This is a genomic window from Pseudomonas sp. HY13-MNA-CIBAN-0226, assembly GCF_040310305.1.
In the GTDB taxonomy this organism is placed as follows: domain Bacteria; phylum Pseudomonadota; class Gammaproteobacteria; order Pseudomonadales; family Pseudomonadaceae; genus Aquipseudomonas; species Aquipseudomonas gregormendelii.
Genome location: NZ_JBEOPS010000006.1, coordinates 72,178 through 94,535, shown reverse-complemented (window position 1 = coordinate 94,535; position 22,358 = coordinate 72,178). Strand labels below are relative to the sequence as shown.

Here is a 22,358-nt window from a genome sequence, read left to right as displayed (position 1 = left end):
TGGCTCACAGGTACGCGGCGTTTGCCGCATCGAGGCGGCCCTGGGCGCGCAGGATCAATTCGCAGAACTCGCGGGCAGCACCTTCGCCTCCGCGGGCCTGGGTGATGCCGTCGGCATGTTCACGCACGAAGCTGGCCGCATTGGCCACCGCCATGCCCAGGCCAACGCGGCGTATCACCGGCAGGTCAGGCAAGTCGTCGCCGAGGTAGGCGACTTGCTCATAGCTTAGGCCTAGTTCGCCAAGAAGTTCGTCCAGCACCACCAGTTTGTCTTCGCGCCCCTGGTACAGATGGGGAATGCCGAGGTTTTTCGCCCGACGCTCAACCACCGGGGTCTTGCGACCGCTGATGATAGCGGTCTGAACGCCGGCTGCCATCAACATCTTGATGCCTTGGCCGTCGAGGGTGTTAAAAGTCTTGAATTCACTGCCGTCTTCGAGAAAGTACAGGCGCCCATCAGTGAGCACTCCGTCGACATCAAAGATTGCCAGCTTGATATTCTTGCCACGTTGCAGCAGATCGTTGCTCATTACATGACTCCTGCGCGCAGCAGGTCGGAGAGGTTGAAGGCGCCGATCGGGCGATCCTCATCGTCCACCACTACGAGAGCGTTAATTCGGTTGTCTTCCATGATCTTCAAGGCTTCGGCGGCGAGCATCTCAGCCCGCGCGGTCTTGCCGTGAAGGGTCATGACCTGGTCGATGGTGGCGTGATGAATGTCGATGGCGCGGTCCAGGGTGCGGCGCAAGTCACCGTCGGTGAAGATCCCGGCGAGTTTGCCGTCGGCCTCCAGTATCGCGGTCATGCCCAGGCCCTTGCGAGTCATTTCCATCAGCGCGTCCTTGAGCAGGGTGCCACGCTGGACCCGGGGCAGGGCGTCGCCGGCATGCATGACGTTCTCGACCTTGAGCAGCAGGCGACGACCAAGTGCACCACCCGGGTGGGAAAAAGCGAAATCTTCCGCCGTGAAGCCACGCGCTTCCAGCAGCGCGACGGCCAGTGCGTCGCCCATGACCAGTGCCGCAGTGGTGGAAGAGGTGGGCGCCAGGTTCAGCGGGCAGGCTTCATGCTCGACTTGCACGTCGAGATTGACTTCGGCGGCCTTGGCCAGGGTCGAGTCAGGGTTGCCAGTCATGCTGATCAACTGGATGCCCAGGCGCTTGATCAGCGGCAGCAGGGTTACGATTTCAGTGGTCGAGCCGGAGTTGGACAGGGCCAGGATGATGTCGTCCCGGGTAATCATGCCCATGTCGCCGTGGCTGGCTTCGGCCGGGTGGACGAAAAACGCCGTGGTCCCGGTGCTGGCCAGGGTGGCGGCGATCTTGGTGCCGATATGCCCCGATTTTCCCATGCCGACCACGACCACGCGGCCCTTGCTTGCCAGAATCATCTCGCACGCGCGTACGAAATCTGCGTCGATGCGTGGAAGCAAGCCTTGTACAGCTTCCAGTTCGAGACGGATGGTGCGTTGTGCCGATTGAATTAGGTCGCTGGATTGGCTCATGTCGGAAATCGTATAGCCTGATGAAAAGGCGGCGATTATAGCGGTTATGATCGAAACCCTCACGCTAGTTCGTCGTGCTTTGTCATTCCCTGTTACGTAATCCTCTCGCTGGGAGTCTTTTGACCTGTCGTGCAGCTGAACATCGCCCGGCTTTAGCCTTGGGCGCCAAGCCCTTGCAGTGATATAGTTCGCCGCCAGTTCGGCCTGCCCACGGTGAATGTGCTTTCGCCAGAAAGACAGGCGTCCGAGTGTGAGGCTGCATCGCAAGGAGTTTAGATGAGTGCCGATAACGCCTACGCGGTCGAGCTGAAGGGACTGACCTTCAAGCGCGGTGCGCGCAGCATTTTCAATAACGTCGATATCCGTATTCCACGGGGCAAGGTCACCGGCATCATGGGGCCTTCAGGGTGCGGCAAGACCACGCTGTTGCGCCTGATGGGCGCACAGTTGCGGCCGACTGCCGGCGAAGTCTGGGTTAACGGCCAGAACCTGCCGAAGCTGTCTCGAAGCGATCTGTTCGACGCTCGCAAGCATATGGGCGTGCTGTTCCAGAGCGGTGCGCTGTTCACCGACCTCGACGTGTTCGAGAACGTGGCTTTCCCATTGCGTGTGCACACCCAGCTTCCGGAGGAAATGATCCGGGATATCGTCCTGCTCAAGTTGCAGGCCGTAGGCTTGCGCGGCGCGATCGACCTGATGCCCGACGAACTGTCCGGTGGCATGAAGCGGCGTGTCGCGCTCGCGCGGGCCATTGCCCTTGATCCGCAGATCCTCATGTACGACGAGCCCTTTGTCGGGCAGGACCCGATCGCCATGGGCGTGCTGGTGCGCCTGATCCGCCTGCTCAACGATGCGCTGGGTATCACCAGTATTGTGGTTTCCCACGACCTGGCAGAGACCGCGAGCATCGCCGACTACATCTATGTAGTGGGTGAGGCGCAGGTTTTGGGGCAGGGCACGCCGGACGAGCTGATGAACTCGGACGATCCGCGGATCCGCCAGTTCATGACGGGCGAACCTGATGGCCCGGTCGCGTACCACTTTCCAGCGACGGATTACCGCGCAGATCTTCTGGGGAAGCCTTGATGCGCAAGATTTCACTGATAGAACGTGTACGCCGGTTCGGCGCGGCGGCAATCGATGCCGTCGCGGTGTTCGGGCGGGCGACCTTGTTCCTGTTTCATGCCTTGCTCGGCCGTGGCGGCATCGGTGGTGGCTTCGGCCTGCTGATCCGGCAATTGCATTCGGTGGGCGTCATGTCCCTGGTGATCATCGTCGTCTCCGGGGTGTTCATCGGCATGGTGCTGGCGCTGCAGGGTTTCAACATCCTGTCCAGCTACGGCTCGGAGCAGGCGGTCGGGCAGATGGTTGCGCTGACCCTGCTGCGTGAACTGGGGCCGGTAGTCACCGCCTTGCTGTTCGCCGGGCGCGCAGGCTCTGCCTTGACGGCCGAGATTGGCAACATGAAGTCCACCGAGCAGTTGTCCAGCCTGGAAATGATTGGTGTCGACCCGCTCAAGTACATCATTGCCCCGCGCCTGTGGGCCGGCTTCATATCCCTGCCAGTGCTGGCGATGATTTTCAGCGTGGTGGGTATCTGGGGCGGTTCATGGGTGGCCGTCGACTGGCTGGGAGTCTATGAAGGTTCCTACTGGTCGAACATGCAGAACAGCGTGACGTTCTCTGAAGATGTGCTCAATGGCATCATCAAGAGTGTCGTCTTCGCCTTCGTCGTGACCTGGATTGCCGTATTCCAAGGCTATGACTGCGAGCCCACTTCCGAGGGTATCAGTCGTGCCACTACCAAGACCGTCGTATACGCCTCGTTGGCGGTGCTCGGCCTGGACTTTATTCTGACCGCCTTGATGTTTGGAGATTTCTGATGCAAAACCGCACCCTGGAAATCGGTGTCGGCCTTTTCTTGCTGGCTGGCATCCTGGCTTTGCTGTTGCTTGCGTTGCGGGTCAGTGGCCTGTCCCCGAGCGCAACAACCGATTCTTATAAACTTTACGCATATTTTGACAATATCGCCGGTTTGACGGTCAGAGCTAAGGTGACCATGGCCGGTGTGACCATCGGCAAGGTCACTGCGATCGATCTGGACCGCGACAGTTTCACCGGCCGGGTGACCATGCAGCTGGACAAGAGCGTCGATAACCTGCCGACGGACTCCACTGCATCTATCCTGACCGCTGGGCTGTTGGGCGAGAAGTACATCGGCGTCAGCGTTGGTGGTGAAGAAGCGCTGCTCAAGGATGGCGGGACCATCCACGATACGCAGTCGTCGCTGGTGCTCGAGGACCTGATCGGTAAATTCCTGCTCAACACCGTTAGCAAAGAAGCCAAATGAGGAGTTTTTGAATGATCTCTACCTTGCGACGTGGCCTGTTGGTATTACTCGCGGCTGTGCCGCTGATGGCTAACGCCGTGGCGGCGCCGTCGGCGCACGATCTGGTGCAGGACACCACTACCCGGTTGCTGGCCGATCTGGCTGCCAACAAGGCAAAGTACAAGCAGGACCCTAACGAGTTCTACAACGCCTTGAACGGCATTGTCGGACCGGTGGTCGATGCCGACGGCATCTCCCGCAGCATCATGACCGTGAAGTATTCGCGCAAGGCCTCGCCTGAGCAGATGCAGCGCTTCCAGGAAAACTTCAAGCGCAGCCTGATGCAGTTTTATGGCAATGCGTTGCTCGAATATAACAACCAGGGCATCACCGTTTCCCCTGCCAAGGATGAAAGCGGTAACCGGACCAGCGTTGACATGCAGGTCAAGGGCAGCAGTGGCTCCATCTATCCTGTGTCCTACACGCTGGAGAAAATCAACGGCGAGTGGAAAGTCCGCAACGTCATCATCAACGGCATCAACATCGGCAAGCTGTTCCGCGATCAGTTCCAGGACTCGATGCAGCGCAATGGCAACGATCTCGACAAGGTGATCAACAACTGGGCCGGCGAAGTTGCCAAGGCGAAGGAAACCACCGAGCAAGCTGCCGAGAAGCAAACCCAATGAGTGAGTCGGCCGTCCAGATGAATGAATCCGGCGAACTGCACCTCAGTGGTACGCTGGATTACCGCAGCGGCCCGGTTCTGCGCAAGCAGGGCCAGGCGCTGATCAAGGCCAGCAAGGCTGCGGCGCTGGTGGTTGACTGTTCGCAGGTGGTTAAGTCCAGCAGTGTCGGCTTGTCGTTGCTGCTGTGCTTCATGCGAGATGCCCAGGCCGCCGGCAAGGCCCTGAGCATCCGCGCGATGCCCGAAGATATGCGCGAAATCGCTCAGGTCAGTGAATTGACCGAGTTATTGGCGCATCCCTAACCGCATCTACAGGGAAGCCCCCCGTCAGAGTCCTGCTTAGCGGGGTTCGCAGGCGCGGGGCTTTTTTGTATGATGTCCGACCCGCGCGCACAAGGCGCCGATTGAGGTTGAGCATGCAGGCCGTAGAAGTGAAGAGCTTCCTTGAAGGAAAGCTGCCAGACACGAAGGTGGAAGTTGAAGGCGAAGGCTGCAATTTCCAGCTGAACCTGATTAGCGATGAACTGGCGGCGTTGAGCCCGGTGAAGCGTCAGCAGCAGGTCTATGCCCATTTGAACCCATGGATCACCGATGGCAGCATCCATGCGGTCACTATGAAATTTTTCAGCAGCGCGGCCTGGGCCGAGCGCACCTGAGCCCAAGGGCGTCGAGATTCTTATGGATAAACTGATTATTACTGGTGGCGTTCGTCTTGATGGCGAAATCCGCATCTCCGGGGCAAAGAACTCCGCCCTGCCGATCCTGGCCGCAACCTTGCTGTGCGATGGCCCGGTTACCGTTGCCAACCTGCCGCACCTGCACGACATCACCACCATGATCGAGCTGTTCGGCCGCATGGGCATCGAGCCGGTGATCGACGAGAAGCTCAGCGTCGAAATCGACCCGCGCACCATCAAGACCCTGATCGCCCCGTACGAACTGGTGAAAACCATGCGTGCGTCGATCCTGGTACTGGGCCCGATGGTTGCCCGTTTCGGCGAAGCCGAAGTTGCGCTGCCTGGCGGTTGCGCCATCGGCTCGCGTCCGGTTGACCTGCACATCCGCGGTCTCGAAGCCATGGGCGCGGTGATCGACGTGGAAGGTGGCTACATCAAGGCCAAGGCGCCTGAAGGTGGCCTGCGCGGCGCGCACTTCTTCTTCGACACCGTCAGTGTGACCGGTACCGAGAACATCATGATGGCCGCTGCGCTGGCCAAGGGTCGCAGCGTCCTGCAGAACGCCGCTCGCGAACCTGAAGTCATCGACCTGGCGAACTTCCTGATCGCCATGGGCGCCAAGATTACCGGCGCCGGCACCGACACCATCACCATTGATGGCGTCGACCGCCTGCACCCGGCTACTTACAAGGTAATGCCGGACCGTATCGAAACCGGTACCTACCTGGTTGCTGCTGCTGTTACCGGCGGTCGCGTGAAGGTCAAGGATACCGATCCGACCATCCTTGAAGCGGTGCTTGAGAAACTCAAGGAAGCGGGCGCGGAAATTACCTGCGGCGAAGACTGGATCGAGCTGAACATGCACGGCAAGCGGCCTAAAGCCGTCAACGTGCGTACGGCTCCGTACCCGGCATTCCCGACTGACATGCAGGCGCAGTTCATTTCGCTCAACGCCATTGCCGAAGGCACCGGTGCCGTGATCGAGACGATCTTCGAGAACCGTTTCATGCACGTCTACGAGCTGCACCGCATGGGCGCCAAGATCCAGGTCGAAGGCAACACTGCCATCGTTACTGGCACCGAGAAGCTCAAGGGCGCGCCAGTCATGGCCACCGACCTGCGTGCTTCGGCCAGCCTGGTGATCTCCGCGCTGATTGCTGAAGGCGACACCCTGATCGATCGCATCTACCACATAGACCGTGGTTACGAGTGCATCGAAGAGAAACTGCAGATGCTCGGCGCCAAGATCCGCCGCGTACCGGGCTAGTCCCTGCTGCAGCTGTGGTGAGGGAGCAAACTCCCTCGCCACGGTTTGCTGTTAACTGATTTGTTTCAAATCGAGGCTGATTCTTCGTTATCGGGAATGCCTCGATGTGTGTCCGGCGCCGATTGCGACCGGGCATGAGTACCTTTATTAAGGACTGACGTTTCCCATGTTGACCATTGCATTGTCCAAGGGCCGCATTCTTGATGACACCCTGCCGCTTCTGGCTGAAGCGGGCATCGTGCCGACCGAGAATCCGGACAAGAGCCGCAAGCTGATCATCCCCACGACCCAGCCCGACGTACGTTTGCTGATCGTGCGCGCTACCGATGTGCCGACTTACGTCGAGCATGGTGCCGCTGACCTGGGCGTCGCCGGTAAAGATGTGTTGATGGAATACGGCGGCCAGGGCTTGTACGAGCCACTGGACCTGCGAATTGCACTGTGCAAGCTGATGACTGCTGGCCGTGTCGGTGATGTCGAGCCCAAGGGCCGTCTGCGCGTGGCAACCAAGTTCGTTAACGTTGCCAAGCGTTATTACGCCGAGCAGGGCCGTCAGGTCGATATCATCAAGCTCTACGGCTCGATGGAGCTGGCCCCGCTGATCGGTCTGGCGGACAAGATCATCGACGTGGTCGACACCGGCAATACGCTGCGCGCCAATGGCCTGGAACCTCAGGATTTCATTGCCGACATCAGCTCCCGGCTGATCGTCAACAAAGCTTCGATGAAAATGCAGCACGCCCGTATCCAGGCGTTGATCGACACCCTGCGCAAGGCAGTGGAGTCTCGACACCGCGGCTGAGTCACCTGCGCGACCTTGAGTCGCGCCCGTCTATCCGCCTCATAGCCAGAATCTCAGGTGCCCAAGCGGAAACGACTGCTAAGTTAGGGCGCCTGAGTTTTTGCCATTCCTATGAGGCTCTCGCTATGACCGCACCGACTGCAATTCGCCGACTCAACGCTGCTGACCCGGATTTTGCGCATCATCTGGATCATCTGCTGAGCTGGGAAAGTGTGTCTGACGACTCGGTCAATCAGCGGGTGCTGGACATCATCAAAGCCGTGCGCGAGCGTGGCGACGCCGCCCTGGTGGAGTTCACCCAGAAGTTCGACGGCCTGGAAGTGGCCTCGATGGCCGACCTGATCCTGCCGCGCGAGCGCCTGGAACTGGCGCTCACGCGTATCACCATCGCTCAGCGCGAAGCCCTGGAAAAAGCGGCCACCCGGGTGCGCAGCTACCACGAGAAACAGAAGCAGGACTCCTGGAGCTACACCGAGGCCGATGGCACCGTGCTGGGCCAGAAGGTTACTCCGCTGGACCGCGCTGGCCTGTACGTGCCGGGAGGCAAGGCGTCGTATCCGTCTTCGGTACTGATGAATGCCATTCCCGCCAAGGTGGCTGGCGTGACCGAAGTGGTCATGGTAGTACCCACCCCGCGTGGCGAGCTCAATGAGCTGGTGCTGGCGGCGGCGTGCATCGCCGGCGTGGACCGGGTGTTCACCATTGGCGGGGCCCAGGCCGTTGCCGCATTGGCCTATGGCACCGAGAGCGTGCCGAAGGTCGACAAGGTCGTCGGCCCTGGCAACATCTATGTCGCCACCGCCAAGCGCCACGTGTTCGGCCAGGTCGGTATCGACATGATTGCCGGCCCTTCGGAGATCCTCGTGGTGTGCGACGGCCAGACCGATCCGGACTGGATCGCCATGGACCTGTTTTCCCAGGCTGAGCACGACGAAGACGCCCAGGCGATTCTGGTCAGCCCTGACGCCGAATTCCTCGACAAGGTGGCCGCGAGCATCAACAAACTGATGCCGACCATGGAGCGTGCCGAGATCATCGAAACCTCGATCAATGGCCGTGGCGCCCTGATTCTGGTCGAGGACATGAACCAGGCCATCGAAGTGGCCAACCGCATCGCCCCGGAACACCTGGAGCTATCGGTGGCTGATCCACAGGCCTGGCTGCCGTTGATTCGTCACGCGGGCGCGATCTTCATGGGTCGTCACACCTCCGAGGCCCTGGGCGATTACTGCGCAGGCCCCAACCACGTATTGCCGACTTCCGGCACCGCGCGGTTCTCCTCACCGTTGGGTGTGTACGATTTCCAGAAACGCTCCTCGATCATCTTCTGCTCCGAGCAGGGTGCTTCCGAATTGGGCAAAACGGCCTCCGTGCTGGCCCGTGGCGAGTCGCTGACCGCCCACGCGCGCAGTGCCGAATACCGCATCGTCGACGATCAGAAGGGGAACTGAACATGAGTAAATTCTGGAGCCCCTTCGTCAAGGACCTGGTGCCTTACGTGCCGGGCGAGCAGCCCAAGCTGACCAAGCTGGTGAAACTCAACACCAATGAAAACCCGTACGGTCCTTCGCCCAAGGCCCTGGCGGCGATGCAAACCGAATTGAATGACAACCTGCGTCTGTACCCGGACCCGAACAGCGATGTGCTCAAGCAAGCCGTTGCCCGTTACTACGCAGTGCAGGCTAACCAGGTGTTCCTGGGCAACGGTTCCGATGAAGTCCTGGCGCACATTTTCCATGGCTTGCTGCAGCACGATAAGCCGCTGCTGTTCCCGGACATCAGCTACAGCTTCTATCCGGTGTATTGCGGGCTATACGGCATCAAGTTCGATGCGGTGCCGCTGGATGAACAGTTTCAGATCAATCCGGCGGACTATGCCAGGCCGAACGGCGGGGTCATCTTTCCGAACCCGAACGCGCCCACCGGTTGCCTGCTGGCACTGGATGCAGTGGAGCAAATTCTCAAGGCCAGTCCGGATTCGGTGGTGGTGGTGGATGAGGCGTACATCGACTTCGGCGGTGAGACCGCGATCACTTTGGTGGATCGTTATCCGAACCTGCTGGTGACCCAGACCCTGTCCAAATCCCGGTCGCTGGCAGGCTTGCGGGTAGGTTTGGCGGTAGGCCATCCGGACCTGATCGAGGCACTGGAGCGAATCAAAAACAGCTTCAACTCCTATCCGCTGGATCGCCTGGCGAATGTCGGGGCGGCGGCGGCGTTCGAGGATCGCGATTACTTCGACAAGACTTGCCGGTTGGTCATCGAGCACCGTGAGTGGGTCGTCGCGCAATTGGAAGGCAAGGGGTTTGAAGTGTTGCCGTCGGCAGCCAACTTCATTTTCGCCCGTCATCCGCAGCACGACGCAGCGGGCCTGGCAGCCAAGTTACGCGAACAAGGCGTGATCGTCCGGCACTTCAAGCAGGAGCGCATTGCGCAGTTCCTGCGGATCTCCATCGGTACGCCGGAGCAGAACCAGGCGCTGATCGGCGGCCTCGGCAACCTGTAAGCCATCCCCCGATCCTGTGGGAGCGAGCCTGCTCGCGATAGCGGCTTGACAGTCAACGATGATGTTGAACGTTATGCCCTCATCGCGAGCAGGCTCGCTCCCACAGTGTTGTGTGCTGCTTACTCTTCTTCTTTCTCTTTGACCGGGGCCGGTGCCGGTGGCGGACGCAGACCGATTTCGGCGGTGAGCTTGATCTCTTTGCCGTTGCGCATCACCTGAATGGTCACCTTGTCCGTCGGCTTGATCCGCGCCACCTGGTTCATGGAGCGACGGCCGTCGCCGGCTGGTTCGCCGTCGATCGCGAGAATTACGTCGCCCAGTTGCAGGCCGGCTTTCTGCGCCGGGCCATCGCGGAAAATCCCTGCGACCACGATACCCGGGCGCCCCGACAGGCCAAATGACTCGGCCAGTTCCTGGGTCAGGGGCTGTACTTCGATGCCGAGCCAGCCGCGAATTACCTGGCCGTGTTCGATGATCGACTTCATCACTTCCATCGCCAGTTTGACCGGGATGGCGAAGCCGATGCCCTGGGAGCCGCCGGACTTGGAGAAGATCGCCGTGTTGATTCCGGTCAGGTTGCCGTTGGCATCGACCAGCGCGCCGCCGGAGTTGCCGGGGTTGATCGCGGCGTCGGTCTGAATGAAGTCTTCGTAGTTGTTCAGGCCCAGCTGGTTACGGCCAGTGGCGCTGATGATGCCCATGGTCACGGTCTGGCCGACACCGAATGGGTTGCCGATGGCCAGGGCGACGTCGCCGATGCGGATATTGTCAGAGCGCCCGACGGTGATCGACGGGAGGTTCTTGAGGTCGATCTTCAATACCGCGAGATCGGTTTCCGGATCGCTGCCAATCACCCGGGCCAGGGTTTCCCGGCCATCCTTCAGGGCCACGACAATCTGGTCGGCACCGCTGGTGACGTGGTTGTTGGTCAGCAGATAGCCTTCGGGACTCATGATCACGCCCGAACCCAGGCTCGATTCCATGCGTTTCTGCTTGGGCGAGTTGTCGCCGAAGAACCGGCGGAACTGCGGGTCCTCGAACAGCGGGTGGTTCGGTTTGTTGATGACTTTGGTGGTGTAGAGGTTGACCACCGATGGCGCGGCCGTGGTCACCGCGTCGGCATAGGACACCGGACCTTGCTGCACGCTGGTGGTTTGCGGGGCTTGCTGCAGATTCACATCGAGGCTTGGAAGCCCGACCCATTGCGGGTAGCGCTGGATGATCAACAGAGCGATAAGCACGCCGGCCAACAGCGGCCAGCCGGAAAAACGCAGCGCCTTGAGCATTAAGCACGTCCTGAAAGGTTGCAGGCGGTATGAGACCGCCCATAATGACGCGCATTATACGAGGCCGCGCGCGCCTCTGAACGGGATATTTAGGAGTCTTTTATGGCCGTCGCCCTGAGCACCCTGGTCGAAGAAGCTGACCGTTACCTGAACAGCGCCAGGATTGCCGATTATTGCCCCAATGGGTTGCAGGTCGAAGGTCGACCGCAGGTGATGCGTATCGTCAGTGGCGTCACCGCGAGCCAGGCGCTGCTGGACGCGGCGGTCGAAGCCCAGGCCGACCTGGTGCTGGTGCATCACGGTTATTTCTGGAAGGGCGAGAACCCCTGCGTCACCGGCATGAAGCAGCGTCGGCTGAAAACCCTGCTCAAGCACGACATCAGCCTGTTGGCGTATCACCTGCCACTGGACCTGCACCCGGATGTCGGCAACAACGTCCAGCTTGCCCGTCAGCTGGACATCACCGTGGAAGGCCCGCTGGATCCGGACAACCTGAAGATTGTCGGCCTGGTCGGCTCCCTCAGCGAGCCGATGACACCCCGGGATTTCGCCCGTCGAGTGCAGGAAGTCATGGGGCGCGGGCCGTTGCTGATCGAAGGCAGCGAGATGATCCGCCGCGTCGGCTGGTGCACCGGCGGCGGCCAGGGCTACATCGACCAGGCCGTGCTGGCCGGCGTTGACCTGTACCTCAGTGGCGAAGCGTCCGAGCAGACCTTCCACAGCGCCCGGGAAAACGACATCAGCTTCATCGCCGCCGGCCACCATGCCACCGAGCGTTACGGCGTGCAGGCCCTGGGCGACTACCTGGCGCGACGCTTTGCGCTGGAACACATCTTCATCGATTGCCCGAACCCGATCTGATTGAATCGCAATTCCTTGCGTAGGAGCTGCCGAAGGCTGCGATCTTTTGATCTTAAAAAAACAACGTCAAAAGATCGCAGCCTTGGGCAGCTCCTACCGGGGTGGTGTGCCAATCAGCCAGGCGTAGTAGCGGCCAAACGCGGGGGTATATTCATATACCCTTTCGATCTAGCCAGCGTCCTGATTAGAAGAGGTCGCTGTGCTAGGATTCCCCGCTCGAACACGGCCCGCTGGCCGTCCATAAGATCGTTTTCGTGAGTAGCCATGGTCGACAAACTGACGCATCTGAAACAGCTGGAGGCCGAAAGCATCCACATCATCCGCGAGGTCGCCGCCGAGTTCGATAACCCGGTGATGCTGTACTCCGTCGGTAAAGACTCCGCCGTGATGCTGCACCTTGCGCGCAAGGCATTCTTCCCAGGCAAGCTGCCGTTCCCGGTCATGCACGTGGACACCCGGTGGAAGTTCAAGGAGATGTACGCGTTCCGCGACCGCATGGTCGAAGAACTCGGCCTCGACCTGCTGGTGCACGTGAACCCCGATGGCGTCGCGCAGGGCATCAACCCGCTGACCCACGGCAGCGCCAAGCACACCGACATCATGAAGACCGAAGGCCTCAAGCAGGCCCTCGACAAATACGGCTTCGACGCCGCCTTCGGTGGTGCCCGTCGCGATGAAGAAAAATCCCGCGCCAAAGAGCGCGTGTATTCCTTCCGCGATACCAAGCACCGTTGGGACCCGAAAAACCAGCGCCCGGAGCTGTGGAACGTCTATAACGGCAACGTCAACAAAGGCGAATCCATTCGTGTGTTCCCGTTGTCGAACTGGACCGAACTGGACATCTGGCAGTACATCTACCTCGAAGGCATCCCGATTGTGCCGCTGTATTTCGCCGCCGAGCGCGACGTCATCGAGATGAATGGCACCTGGATCATGATCGACGACGAACGCCTGCTCAATCACCTGAGCGACGAAGACAAGGCGCGCATCGTCAAGAAGAAAGTCCGTTTCCGCACACTGGGTGACTACCCGCTGACCGGCGCGGTCGAGTCCGAGGCCACCAGCCTGACCGACATCATTCAGGAAATGCTCCTGACGCGAACTTCCGAACGCCAGGGCCGGGTCATCGACCACGATGGCGCAGGCTCGATGGAAGAAAAGAAACGTCAGGGTTATTTCTAAGGGGTTGTCATGTCGCACGTATCTGATTTGATCAGCGAGGACATCCTCGCCTACCTGGGCCAGCACGAACGCAAGGAAATGCTGCGCTTCCTGACCTGTGGCAACGTCGACGACGGCAAGAGCACCCTGATCGGGCGCCTGCTGCACGACTCCAAGATGATCTACGAAGATCACCTGGAAGCCATCACCCGCGACTCGAAAAAAGTTGGCACCACCGGCGAAGACATCGACCTGGCGTTGCTGGTCGACGGCCTGCAGGCCGAGCGTGAGCAAGGCATCACCATCGATGTCGCCTACCGCTATTTCTCTACCGCCAAGCGCAAATTCATCATCGCCGATACCCCGGGCCATGAGCAGTACACGCGCAACATGGCCACCGGTGCGTCCACCTGTGACCTGGCGATCATCCTGGTTGATGCCCGTTACGGCGTGCAGACCCAGACCCGTCGCCACAGCTTCATCGCCTCGTTACTGGGCATCAAGCACATCGTGGTCGCCATCAACAAGATGGACCTCAATGGCTTCGACGAAAGCGTGTTCGAGTCGATCAAGGCCGATTACCTGAAGTTTGCCGAAGGTATCGCCTTCAAACCGACCACCATGGCCTTCGTGCCGATGTCCGCTCTCAAGGGCGACAACGTGGTGAACAAATCCGAGCGTTCGCCGTGGTACACCGGCCAGTCGCTGATGGAGATCCTGGAAACCGTCGAGATCGCCAACGACCGCAACTACACCGACCTGCGTTTCCCGGTGCAGTACGTCAACCGTCCCAACCTGAACTTCCGTGGTTTCGCCGGCACCCTGGCCAGCGGCGTCGTGCACAAGGGCGATGAAGTCGTTGTGCTGCCGTCGGGCAAGAGCAGCCGTGTGAAATCCATCGTCACCTTCGAGGGTGAACTGGAGCACGCCGGTCCTGGTCAGGCGGTAACGCTGACCATGGAAGACGAGATCGACATCTCCCGCGGTGACCTGCTGGTGCACGCCGACAACCTGCCGCAAGTCACTGACGCGTTCGACGCCATGCTGGTGTGGATGGCGGAAGAGCCGATGCTGCCGGGCAAGAAATACGACATCAAGCGCGCCACCACTTACGTGCCGGGTTCGATCACCAGCATCGTTAACCGTGTTGACGTGAACACCCTGGAAGAAGGACCTGCCAGCTCGTTGCAACTGAACGAGATCGGTCGGGTCAAGGTGAGCCTCGACGCGGAGATCGCGCTGGACGGTTACGCCAGCAACCGCACCACGGGTTCGTTCATCGTCATCGATCGCCTGACCAATGGCACTGTCGCCGCCGGCATGATCATCGCCCAGCCGTTGGCTCATGGCAGCAGCACGCACCACGGCAAACTGGCTCACGTGGCCACCGAAGAACGCGCCCAGCGCTTCGGCCAGCAACCGGCAACCGTGTTGTTCAGCGGGCTGTCGGGCGCGGGCAAAAGCACCCTGGCCTACGCGGTTGAACGCAAGTTGTTCGACATGGGCCGTGCGGTGTTCGTACTGGATGGCCAGAACCTGCGTCACGACCTGAACAAGGGTCTGCCACAGGATCGCGCCGGACGCACCGAGAACTGGCGCCGTGCCGCACACGTTGCGCGTCAGTTCAACGAAGCCGGCCTGCTGACCCTCGCCGCATTCGTCGCACCGAGCGCCGAAGGCCGCGAACAGGCCAAGGACCTGATCGGCAAGGAGCGCCTGCTGACGGTCTACGTCCAGGCCTCGCCAGCGGTCTGTGCCGAGCGTGACCCGCAAGGCCTGTACGCCGCGGCAGGTGACAACATCCCGGGTGAATCCTTCCCGTACGACGTGCCGCTGGATGCCGACCTGGTAGTCGATACCCAGTCCCTGTCGCTGGAAGAAAGCGTCAAGCAGGTGCTGGATCTGCTGCGTCAGCGTGGCGCGATCTAAGCGTTAGCCGTTAATAAAAAACCCGCCGATGAGTGATCATCCGGCGGGTTTTTTGTTTCGGGTCAACTCGGTCAACTGTGGGAGCCAGCCCGCTGGCGATTGCGGTGTTTCAGTCAACCCATCTGCTGAATGTGAATCCGCTATCACCAGCAGGCTGGCTCCCACAGGAGATCAGTGTTTGGCTGGATATTTGCGATGCATCTGCTCCAACAGTGCATCCTTGTCTTCCCATAGCTGATTGATCCAGCCCTGGAACTGCAACCGGTACTCCCCATCCTGCTCATAATTCTTGCCGATGAACTCCGGTGGAATTTTCAACTCCTGGAAGTGCACCACCACATCCTGCACGTTCCCGCACAACAGATCCCAATACCCCGGACGCCCGCCCGGATAGTGAATGGTCACGTTGACGATCGACTCCAGCTGCTCACCCATCGCATCCAGCACAAACGCAATGCCGCCGGCCTTGGGTTTGAGCAGGTATTTGAAGGGTGATTTCTGCTGTGCGTGTTTACCTTCGGTGAAGCGCGTGCCTTCGGCGAAGTTGAACATGCCTACCGGGTAGTTGCGAAATTTCGCGCAGGTCTTGCGGGTGGTTTCCAGGTCTTTGCCTTTCTTCTCCGGGTGCTTTTCCAGGTAGGCCTTGGAGTAGCGCTTCATGAACGGGAAGCCCAGGGCCCACCATGCCAGGCCGATCACCGGGACCCAGATCAGCTCCTGCTTGAGAAAGAACTTCAGCGGCTGGATGCGGCGGTTGAGCACGTACTGCAGCACCATGATGTCGACCCAGCTCTGGTGGTTGCTGGTGATCAGGTAGGAGTGCTGATAGTCCAGGCCTTCCAGGCCGCTGAGGTGCCAGCGGGTGCGGCAGACCAGGTTCATCCAGGCCTTGTTGTTGCTGATCCAGGCTTCATGGGTATGGCTCATCAGCCAGCGCGTGAAGCGCTGGGTGATGGCGAAGGGCAGCACCTTGAAGATCGCCACGCAGAACAGGAACGAGCACAGCAGGATGGTATTGAGCGCCAGCAATAGCGATGCGATCACGCCGCGCACGGCGGCAGGCAGGAAACCCAGCATTTAAAGATCCATAGGTCGGTTGGCGGCTTGGATCGCGGTCAACGCGATGGTGTAGACGATGTCGTCGACCTGCGCGCCGCGCGGCAGGTCGTTCACCGGTTTGCGCAGGCCTTGCAGCATCGGCCCGAGGCTGACGCAGTCGGCGCTGCGCTGCACGGCTTTGTGTGTGGTGTTGCCGGTGTTCAGGTCGGGAAACACGAACACCGTGGCGCGACCGGCAACCTGGCTGTTCGGCGCCAGTTGCCGGGCCACGGTTTCGTTGGCGGCAGCGTCGTACTGCAGGGGGCCGTCGATCAGCAGCGAGTTCTGCTGTTCGTGGGCGAGCAATGTCGCTTCGCGGACTTTCTCGACTTCTTCACCGCTGGCGGATTCGCCGCTGGAATAGCTGATCATCGCCACCCGCGGAGTGATGCCGAAAGCCGCCGCCGAGTCGGCACTTTGCAGAGCGATCTCGGCCAGTTCGCTGGCGCTCGGGTGCGGGTTCATCACGCAGTCGCCGTAGACCAGCACCTCTTCCGGAAACAACATAAAGAACACCGATGACACCAGGGTGCAGCCCGGCGCGGTCTTGATCAGCTGCAGGGCCGGGCGGATGGTGTTGGCGGTGGAGTGGATGACCCCGGACACCAGCCCGTCGACCTCGTCCAGCGCCAGCATCATGGTGCCGATCACCACGGTGTCTTCCAGTTGCTGCTCGGCCATCGGCGCGTTGAGGCTTTTGCTTTTACGCAGCGCGACCATCGGCTCGACATAGCGCTCGCGGATCAGGTCCGGGTCGAGAATTTCCAGCCCCGGCGGCAGCTCGATATCGTGCGCACGGGCCACGGCTTCGACGTCTGCGGGCTTGGCCAGGAGCACGCAACGGGCGATGCCGCGGGCCTGGCAGATGGCCGCCGCCTGTACGGTCAACGGCTCGCTGCCCTCAGGCAATACGATGCGCTTGTTGGCGGCCTGGGCGCGCTGGATCAGTTGATAGCGGAACACTGCCGGCGACAGGCGCATTTCCCGCGGAGTACCGCAGCGCTGGTGCAGCCAGTTGGCGTCGAGGTGGCTGGCGACGAAGTCGGTGATGATCTCCGCGCGCTCGCGGTCGTCGATCGGGATCTCCTTATTCAGCCCGTTCAACTGGTTGGCAGTGTCGTATGAACCGGTGCTCACCGACAGCACGGGCAGGCCGGCCTGCAAGGCGCCGCGGCACAAGTCCATGATGCGCGGGTCGGGCAGGGTGTCGCTGGTCAGCAGCAGGCCGGCCAGCGGTACGCCGTTCATGGCGGCGAGGCTGACGGCGAGGATGATGTCATCGCGGTCGCCCGGGGTGACCACCAGCACGCCGGGCTTGAGCAGCTCGACAGTGTTGCGCATGGTACGCGCGCAGATGATGATTTTGCTCATGCGCCGGGTTTCGTAATCCCCGGCGTTGAGAATCTGCGCGCCCATCAGGTCGGCGACGTCGCGGGTGCGGGGGGCGTTGAGTTCCGGCTGGAACGGGATGCACCCGAGCAGTTTGAAATCACCGCTGCGCAGCAATGGCGAGTGTTCCTTCAGGCGTGAGGCGAAGACTTCCATGCTTTCATCGGTCTTGACCTTGTTGAGGATCACGCCGAGGACTTTCGGGTCCTTGGGGCCACCAAACAACTGCGCCTGCAATTCCACACGGCCGGACAGTTCGGTGAGCACTTCGTTTTCCGGCGCCGAGACCAGGATCACGTCGGCGTCCAGGCTCTTGGCCAGGTGCAGATTGACTCGCGCAGCGTAGCTGGCACTGCGGGTCGGGACCATGCCTTCGACGATCAGCACGTCCTTGCCGATCGCTGCCTGTTGATAGAGCGTGATGATTTCTTCGAGCAGCTCATCGAGCTGACCGTCGCCCAGCATGCGTTCGACGTGGGCCAGGCCCAGCGGCTGGGGCGGTTTGAGGCCATGGGTGCGCGCCACCAGTTCGGTGGAGCGTTCAGGCCCGGTGTCGCCCGGGTGCGGTTGGGCGATCGGTTTGAAAAAGCCGACTTTGAGACCGGCTCGCTCAAGGGTACGCACCAGCCCGAGGCTGATGGAGGTCAGACCCACACCAAAATCGGTGGGCGCGATAAAAAAAGTTTGCATGCGGATTCTCTAAGGGAGCGCAGGGGTGACCTTCTATTTTTGGAGGTCTACCGACATTCAGTCGCCAAGGTTATCGCTAACCGGGCCTTGTGCGCACCAACCGCAAGCAAAGGGCTGTCCTATTTTTTCAATGCGCTGCGCCGGGTCCATGACCCAGGCCCGGGATTGCCATGGCGGCTGGTGGCGCAGGTGCTGGGTATGGCCGCAGGAAAGCTCGGCAACCCAGTGCCCGTCCTCGTCCTGATGGAAACCTGTAACCCTGGAGTCCTGCATCGTCATCCGTCTGTCCGGGTTGTGTTCGCTTTCGGGCGATTGCTTCGCTAAACTTGGCCTTTCTATATTCTTCTGCAAAAGGTCTCGCCCCATGCTGATCGCCGCCAATAAGGCTGTCTCCATCGACTATACCCTGACCAACGACGCTGGTGAGGTCATCGACAGCTCCGCCGGCGGCGCGCCGCTGGTTTACCTGCAAGGCGCAGGCAATATCATTCCAGGCCTGGAAAAAGCCCTGGAAGGCAAGGCAGTTGGTGATGAACTGACCGTTGCCGTTGAACCTGAAGACGCTTACGGCGAGTACGCTGCCGAACTGGTCAGCACCCTGAGCCGCAGCATGTTCGAAGGCGTCGACGAACTGGAAGTGGGCATGCAGTTCCACGCTTCCGCTCCGGACGGCCAGATGCAGATCGTCACCATTCGCGATCTGGACGGCGACGACGTGACTGTCGACGGCAACCACCCGTTGGCCGGTCAGCGCCTGAATTTCCAGGTCAAGATCATCGACATCCGTGACGCCAGCCAGGAAGAAGTTGCCCATGGTCACGTCCATGGCGAAGGTGGTCATCACCACTGATTTTCTGCGCTAAGCTCAGAGAACTGGAGAGGCGCCCGAGGGCGCCTTTTTTAGTCCGCGGTTGTCCATGGCAGCGCCGCCAGGTAGCTGTTTCGAGAAGAACACGGGAATTTGGAGTTCGTCATGAGCGCTTTTCACGACCTTAAATTGACAGCCCTGGATGGTCAGGAGCTACCGCTGGCGCCTTTCAAAGGGCGCGTCGTGCTGGTGGTGAACGTTGCCTCCAAATGTGGCCTGACTCCGCAATACGCGGCGCTGGAAAACCTTTACCAGCAGTACAAGGACAAAGGTTTCAGCGTGCTCGGGCTGCCGTGCAACCAGTTTGCCGGGCAGGAACCGGGGACTGAGCAGGAGATCCAGGAATTCTGCAGCCTGAACGATGGCGTGACGTTTCCGTTGTCCAGCAAGCTGGAAGTGAACGGGCACGATCGTCATCAGTTGTATCGCCTGCTGGCGGGCGAGGGGGCTGAGTTTCCAGGGGACATCACCTGGAACTTTGAGAAATTCCTGCTGGGCAAGGACGGCCGCGTGCTGGCGCGGTTCTCGCCGCGCACGGCGCCGGATGATGCTTCTGTGATCCAGGCGATCGAGAAAGCGCTGAGCTGAAAAAGAAAGATCAAAAGATCGCAGCCGGCGGCAGCTCCTACGGGTGTTCACATTCCCTGTAGGAGCTGCCGAAGGCTGCGATCTTTTCGTTTCTGATCCTAAATCACTTAAATCAATAATGCTGTTCAGCCCTCGATGTTCTCCATATTATGGCTGTCATAAAGCCTGTCCCCCGTGGAGCGTCCTCATGCCCGTCAAAGCCCTGTTCAAACCGTTCCACCTCGGCACTCTCCAATTGCCGACCCGCGTCGTCATGGCGCCGATGACTCGTTCGTTCTCCCCAGGTGGCGTGCCCAATGCCAAAGTGATCGAGTACTACCGTCGACGTGCTGCCGCCGGCGTTGGCCTGATCATTACCGAAGGCACCACGGTCGATCACAAGGCCTCCAATGGCTACCCGAACGTGCCGCACTTCTATGGTGAGGCTGCATTGGCCGGCTGGAAGAAAGTGGTCGATGCGGTGCACGCCGAAGGCGGCAAGATCGTGCCTCAGCTGTGGCATGTCGGCAGTGTGCGGCGCACCGGCACCGAGCCGGACGCCAGCGTGCCGGGCTACGGTCCCTCGGAAAAGCTGAAGGACGGTCAGGTCGTGGTTCACGGCATGAGCAAACAGGACATCCAGGAAGTCATCGCCGCATTTGCCCAGGCGGCCAAGGATGCACAAAGCATTGGCATGGACGGCGTGGAAATCCACGGGGCCCACGGCTATCTGGTCGATCAGTTCTTCTGGGAAGGCAGCAACCAGCGCACCGACGAGTACGGTGGCAGCCTGGCCAATCGTTCGCGCTTTGCCATCGAATTGATTCAAGCGGTGCGTGCCGCGGTCGGTGAAGGCTTCCCGATCATCTTCCGCTTCTCCCAGTGGAAGCAGCAGGACTACACCGCCCGCCTGGTGCAGACCCCGCAAGCGCTGGGTGAATTCCTCCAGCCGCTGTCCGACGCCGGCGTGGATATTTTCCACTGCTCGACGCGCCGTTTCTGGGAGCCGGAGTTCGACGGTTCCGAACTGAACCTGGCAGGCTGGGCTCGCAAACTCACTGGCAAACCGACCATCACCGTGGGCAGCGTGGGCCTGGATGGCGAGTTCCTGCAGTTCATGGTCAACACCGACAAGATCGCTCAGCCTGCCAGCCTGGAAAAGCTGCTGGAACGCTTGAACAACGACGAGTTCGACCTGGTGGCGGTGGGGCGCGCGTTGCTGGTGGATCCGGACTGGGCGCAGAAAGTGCGCGATGGGCGTGAGGAAGATATCTTGCCGTTCAGCCGTGAGGCGTTGATGACGCTGGTTTAAGCGTCAACTGGGAAGGCCCCATCGCCAGCAGGCTGGCTCCCACAGGTTTTGTGTACACCGCAGACCCCTGTGAACCAGAAGGCTGGCTTTAACAGGTTTTGTGTACACCGCAGATCCCTGTGAACCAGCAGACTGGCTTTAACAGGTTTTGAGTACACCGCAGACCCCTTGTGGGAGCCAGCCTGCTGGCGATGACTGACTCAATGTCACCCTGGGCTCAGGGTGAGGTTGGTGCATTTGGCACCACGTGCTCCCCCTCACAAGCCCCCCGCAACTGCCCCTCAAACTGCTCGATAATCGCCGGCCAGCCCTGGCGACTGGCATGCTGCCTGGCGTTCAGACGCACGCAGCGCAACGTCTCGCGCTCCTCCAGCAACCATGCCGCCGCATCGCAAAACGCATCTTCATCCCCAGGCATCGCCAGCACCCCGTTGTAGCCATGACGAATATGCTGGGCCGCTGCAGCTTGATCGTACGCCACCACGCCCAGGCCCGAAGCCAGCGCCTCAAGCACTACATTGCCGAAGGTCTCGGTCATGCTCGGAAACAGAAACACATCCCCCGAGGCATAGTGACTGGCCAGGACTTCACCGCGCTGGGCCCCGCAGAAGATCGCATGTGGCAGTTCCTTTTCGAGCGCAGCCCGTTGCGGGCCGTCACCGATCACGATCAGTTTCAGATTCTTCTGTGGATAACTCGCCTTCAACGTATCGAAACACCGCTTGAGCAGGCCCAGGTTTTTCTCCGGCGCCAGGCGACCGACATGGATCACCGCGATGTCGCGCTCGGCCAGGCCCCACTGTTCACGCAGCGCCGGCAAACGCCGGGTCGGATGAAACAACTGGCTGTCGACCCCGCGGGACAGCAACGCCAACCGCTCGAAATGCCGACGCTCCAGCTCCATGCGCTGACTCACACTGGGCACCAGCGTCAGGCTCGAACGGTTGTGAAACCAGCGCAGGTAGTGAGTCAGCAGGCGGGTCAGCAGGCCGAAGCCATACTGGCTGGAGTACTGCTGGAAATTGGTGTGAAACCCGCTGACCACCGCAATGCCCAGGCGGCGTGCAGCGCGCAGCGCGGACAACCCCAGCGGTCCTTCCGTCGCGATGTAGAGCACATCCGGGCGATGGTGCTGCCAGCGCCGCAGCAACTTGTGCATCGACGACTGCCCCCACTGCAACCCTGGATAACCCGGTAGCGGCCAGCCCCGGCACAGCAGCAACTCATCGTCGCCAACCATTTGCTGGTCGCCATTCTGGCGCGGCCGCACCAGCTCCACGCGATGCCCGCGCGCGCGCAAGCCGTCGCACAAACGGCCAAGGGTGTTGGCCACGCCGTTGATTTCGGGAGGGAAGGTTTCGGTGATCAGGGTGATATGCAGAGCTGTCGTCATGACCCCAGTGTCGGCTGGGGCCATGTCGTCGGTGT

The 22,358-nt window shown here is 60.6% G+C and carries 23 protein-coding genes; 16 read left to right on the top strand and 7 right to left on the bottom strand.

Features of this window, described 5'->3' with window-relative positions:
* Positions 1 to 4: 4 nt before the first annotated feature.
* Positions 5 to 529, bottom strand: coding sequence for a KdsC family phosphatase (locus tag AAEZ05_RS08430; RefSeq protein WP_045061450.1), 525 nt, complete (start codon positions 527 to 529; stop codon positions 5 to 7).
* A complete protein-coding gene (locus AAEZ05_RS08425) occupies positions 529 to 1,503 on the bottom strand; it encodes a KpsF/GutQ family sugar-phosphate isomerase (protein WP_045061449.1) in 975 nt (324 codons plus the stop codon). Before AAEZ05_RS08425 ends, AAEZ05_RS08430 begins: the two co-directional genes overlap by 1 nt.
* 276 nt (positions 1,504 to 1,779) lie before the next feature.
* On the opposite strand from AAEZ05_RS08425, the gene AAEZ05_RS08420 reads away from it, so the two are divergent.
* The 10 genes from AAEZ05_RS08420 (at position 1,780) to hisC (ending at position 9,769) form a co-directional block, all read left to right on the top strand.
* On the top strand, positions 1,780 to 2,589 hold the full coding sequence (locus AAEZ05_RS08420; RefSeq protein ID WP_045061448.1) for an ATP-binding cassette domain-containing protein: 810 nt from the start codon (positions 1,780 to 1,782) through the stop codon (positions 2,587 to 2,589).
* On the top strand, positions 2,589 to 3,386 hold the full coding sequence (gene mlaE, locus AAEZ05_RS08415; RefSeq protein WP_045061447.1) for a lipid asymmetry maintenance ABC transporter permease subunit MlaE: 798 nt from the start codon (positions 2,589 to 2,591) through the stop codon (positions 3,384 to 3,386). Before AAEZ05_RS08420 ends, mlaE begins: the two co-directional genes overlap by 1 nt.
* The gene (mlaD, locus tag AAEZ05_RS08410) at positions 3,386 to 3,853 is read left to right on the top strand and encodes an outer membrane lipid asymmetry maintenance protein MlaD (RefSeq protein ID WP_350646909.1); all 468 of its coding nucleotides are present in this window, start codon (positions 3,386 to 3,388) and stop codon (positions 3,851 to 3,853) included. Before mlaE ends, mlaD begins: the two co-directional genes overlap by 1 nt.
* An 11-nt stretch (positions 3,854 to 3,864) precedes the next feature.
* Entirely contained in the window at positions 3,865 to 4,518 is a 654-nt protein-coding gene (locus AAEZ05_RS08405; RefSeq protein ID WP_122837517.1) for an MlaC/ttg2D family ABC transporter substrate-binding protein, read from the top strand.
* Complete coding sequence (locus tag AAEZ05_RS08400; protein WP_045061444.1) at positions 4,515 to 4,820, top strand: STAS domain-containing protein; 306 nt, start codon at positions 4,515 to 4,517, stop codon at positions 4,818 to 4,820. The genes AAEZ05_RS08405 and AAEZ05_RS08400 overlap by 4 nt, the downstream gene beginning before the upstream one ends.
* Before the next feature lie 113 nt (positions 4,821 to 4,933).
* Positions 4,934 to 5,173 (top strand): BolA family protein, encoded by a 240-nt coding sequence (locus AAEZ05_RS08395; RefSeq protein ID WP_045061443.1) that lies wholly within the window; start codon positions 4,934 to 4,936, stop codon positions 5,171 to 5,173.
* 22 nt (positions 5,174 to 5,195) lie between these two features.
* The gene (gene murA / locus AAEZ05_RS08390) at positions 5,196 to 6,461 is read left to right on the top strand and encodes a UDP-N-acetylglucosamine 1-carboxyvinyltransferase (protein WP_205893559.1); all 1,266 of its coding nucleotides are present in this window, start codon (positions 5,196 to 5,198) and stop codon (positions 6,459 to 6,461) included.
* A 166-nt stretch (positions 6,462 to 6,627) separates the two neighbouring features.
* Positions 6,628 to 7,263, top strand: coding sequence for an ATP phosphoribosyltransferase (hisG, locus tag AAEZ05_RS08385; protein WP_007942738.1), 636 nt, complete (start codon positions 6,628 to 6,630; stop codon positions 7,261 to 7,263).
* A gap of 125 nt (positions 7,264 to 7,388) precedes the next feature.
* A complete protein-coding gene (hisD, locus tag AAEZ05_RS08380; RefSeq protein WP_122837519.1) occupies positions 7,389 to 8,714 on the top strand; it encodes a histidinol dehydrogenase in 1,326 nt (441 codons plus the stop codon).
* A gap of 2 nt (positions 8,715 to 8,716) precedes the next feature.
* Entirely contained in the window at positions 8,717 to 9,769 is a 1,053-nt protein-coding gene (gene hisC / locus AAEZ05_RS08375) for a histidinol-phosphate transaminase (protein WP_350646908.1), read from the top strand.
* Between the two features lie 119 nt (positions 9,770 to 9,888).
* Here the strand turns inward: hisC and algW are convergent, their stop codons facing one another.
* Entirely contained in the window at positions 9,889 to 11,055 is a 1,167-nt protein-coding gene (gene algW, locus AAEZ05_RS08370) for a Do family serine endopeptidase AlgW (RefSeq protein ID WP_045061439.1), read from the bottom strand.
* 102 nt (positions 11,056 to 11,157) lie between these two features.
* Between algW and AAEZ05_RS08365 the strand changes: the two genes are divergently transcribed.
* The 3 genes from AAEZ05_RS08365 to cysN all read left to right on the top strand — a co-directional run bounded on the left by AAEZ05_RS08365 (position 11,158) and on the right by cysN (position 15,006).
* Positions 11,158 to 11,916 carry a Nif3-like dinuclear metal center hexameric protein gene (locus AAEZ05_RS08365; protein ID WP_350646907.1) on the top strand — a complete coding sequence of 253 codons (759 nt, stop codon included), beginning with the start codon at positions 11,158 to 11,160 and terminating at the stop codon, positions 11,914 to 11,916.
* 264 nt (positions 11,917 to 12,180) lie between these two features.
* Positions 12,181 to 13,098, top strand: a complete 918-nt coding sequence (gene cysD / locus AAEZ05_RS08360; RefSeq protein ID WP_010463281.1) for a sulfate adenylyltransferase subunit CysD — start codon at positions 12,181 to 12,183, stop codon at positions 13,096 to 13,098.
* 9 nt (positions 13,099 to 13,107) lie between these two features.
* Positions 13,108 to 15,006: a sulfate adenylyltransferase subunit CysN gene (gene cysN, locus AAEZ05_RS08355; RefSeq protein ID WP_045061437.1), complete on the top strand. Its 1,899-nt coding sequence runs from the start codon at positions 13,108 to 13,110 to the stop codon at positions 15,004 to 15,006.
* Positions 15,007 to 15,177: 171 nt separating this feature from the next.
* Here cysN and yihG read toward each other — a convergent pair whose 3' ends face one another.
* From yihG to AAEZ05_RS08340, 3 genes are read right to left on the bottom strand one after another with little or no spacing between them, the layout of a single operon-like run.
* Complete coding sequence (gene yihG, locus AAEZ05_RS08350; RefSeq protein WP_350646906.1) at positions 15,178 to 16,083, bottom strand: 1-acylglycerol-3-phosphate O-acyltransferase, YihG family; 906 nt, start codon at positions 16,081 to 16,083, stop codon at positions 15,178 to 15,180.
* On the bottom strand, positions 16,084 to 18,183 hold the full coding sequence (gene pta, locus AAEZ05_RS08345; protein ID WP_045061435.1) for a phosphate acetyltransferase: 2,100 nt from the start codon (positions 18,181 to 18,183) through the stop codon (positions 16,084 to 16,086).
* Between the two features lie 57 nt (positions 18,184 to 18,240).
* Positions 18,241 to 18,579 (bottom strand): DUF3565 domain-containing protein, encoded by a 339-nt coding sequence (locus AAEZ05_RS08340; RefSeq protein ID WP_045061498.1) that lies wholly within the window; start codon positions 18,577 to 18,579, stop codon positions 18,241 to 18,243.
* Between AAEZ05_RS08340 and AAEZ05_RS08335 the strand changes: the two genes are divergently transcribed.
* From AAEZ05_RS08335 to AAEZ05_RS08325, 3 genes are all read left to right on the top strand, one after another.
* Complete coding sequence (locus tag AAEZ05_RS08335) at positions 18,548 to 19,033, top strand: FKBP-type peptidyl-prolyl cis-trans isomerase (RefSeq protein WP_045061434.1); 486 nt, start codon at positions 18,548 to 18,550, stop codon at positions 19,031 to 19,033. The two genes, AAEZ05_RS08340 and AAEZ05_RS08335, sit on opposite strands and share 32 nt — an antisense overlap.
* A 123-nt stretch (positions 19,034 to 19,156) precedes the next feature.
* Positions 19,157 to 19,639 carry a glutathione peroxidase gene (locus AAEZ05_RS08330; protein ID WP_350646905.1) on the top strand — a complete coding sequence of 161 codons (483 nt, stop codon included), beginning with the start codon at positions 19,157 to 19,159 and terminating at the stop codon, positions 19,637 to 19,639.
* Between the two features lie 187 nt (positions 19,640 to 19,826).
* On the top strand, positions 19,827 to 20,930 hold the full coding sequence (locus AAEZ05_RS08325; RefSeq protein ID WP_045061432.1) for an NADH:flavin oxidoreductase: 1,104 nt from the start codon (positions 19,827 to 19,829) through the stop codon (positions 20,928 to 20,930).
* Positions 20,931 to 21,147: 217 nt separating this feature from the next.
* On the opposite strand, the gene AAEZ05_RS08320 is transcribed toward AAEZ05_RS08325, so the two are convergent.
* Positions 21,148 to 22,347, bottom strand: a complete 1,200-nt coding sequence (locus AAEZ05_RS08320) for a glycosyltransferase family 4 protein (protein WP_045061431.1) — start codon at positions 22,345 to 22,347, stop codon at positions 21,148 to 21,150.
* Positions 22,348 to 22,358: the final 11 nt, after the last annotated feature.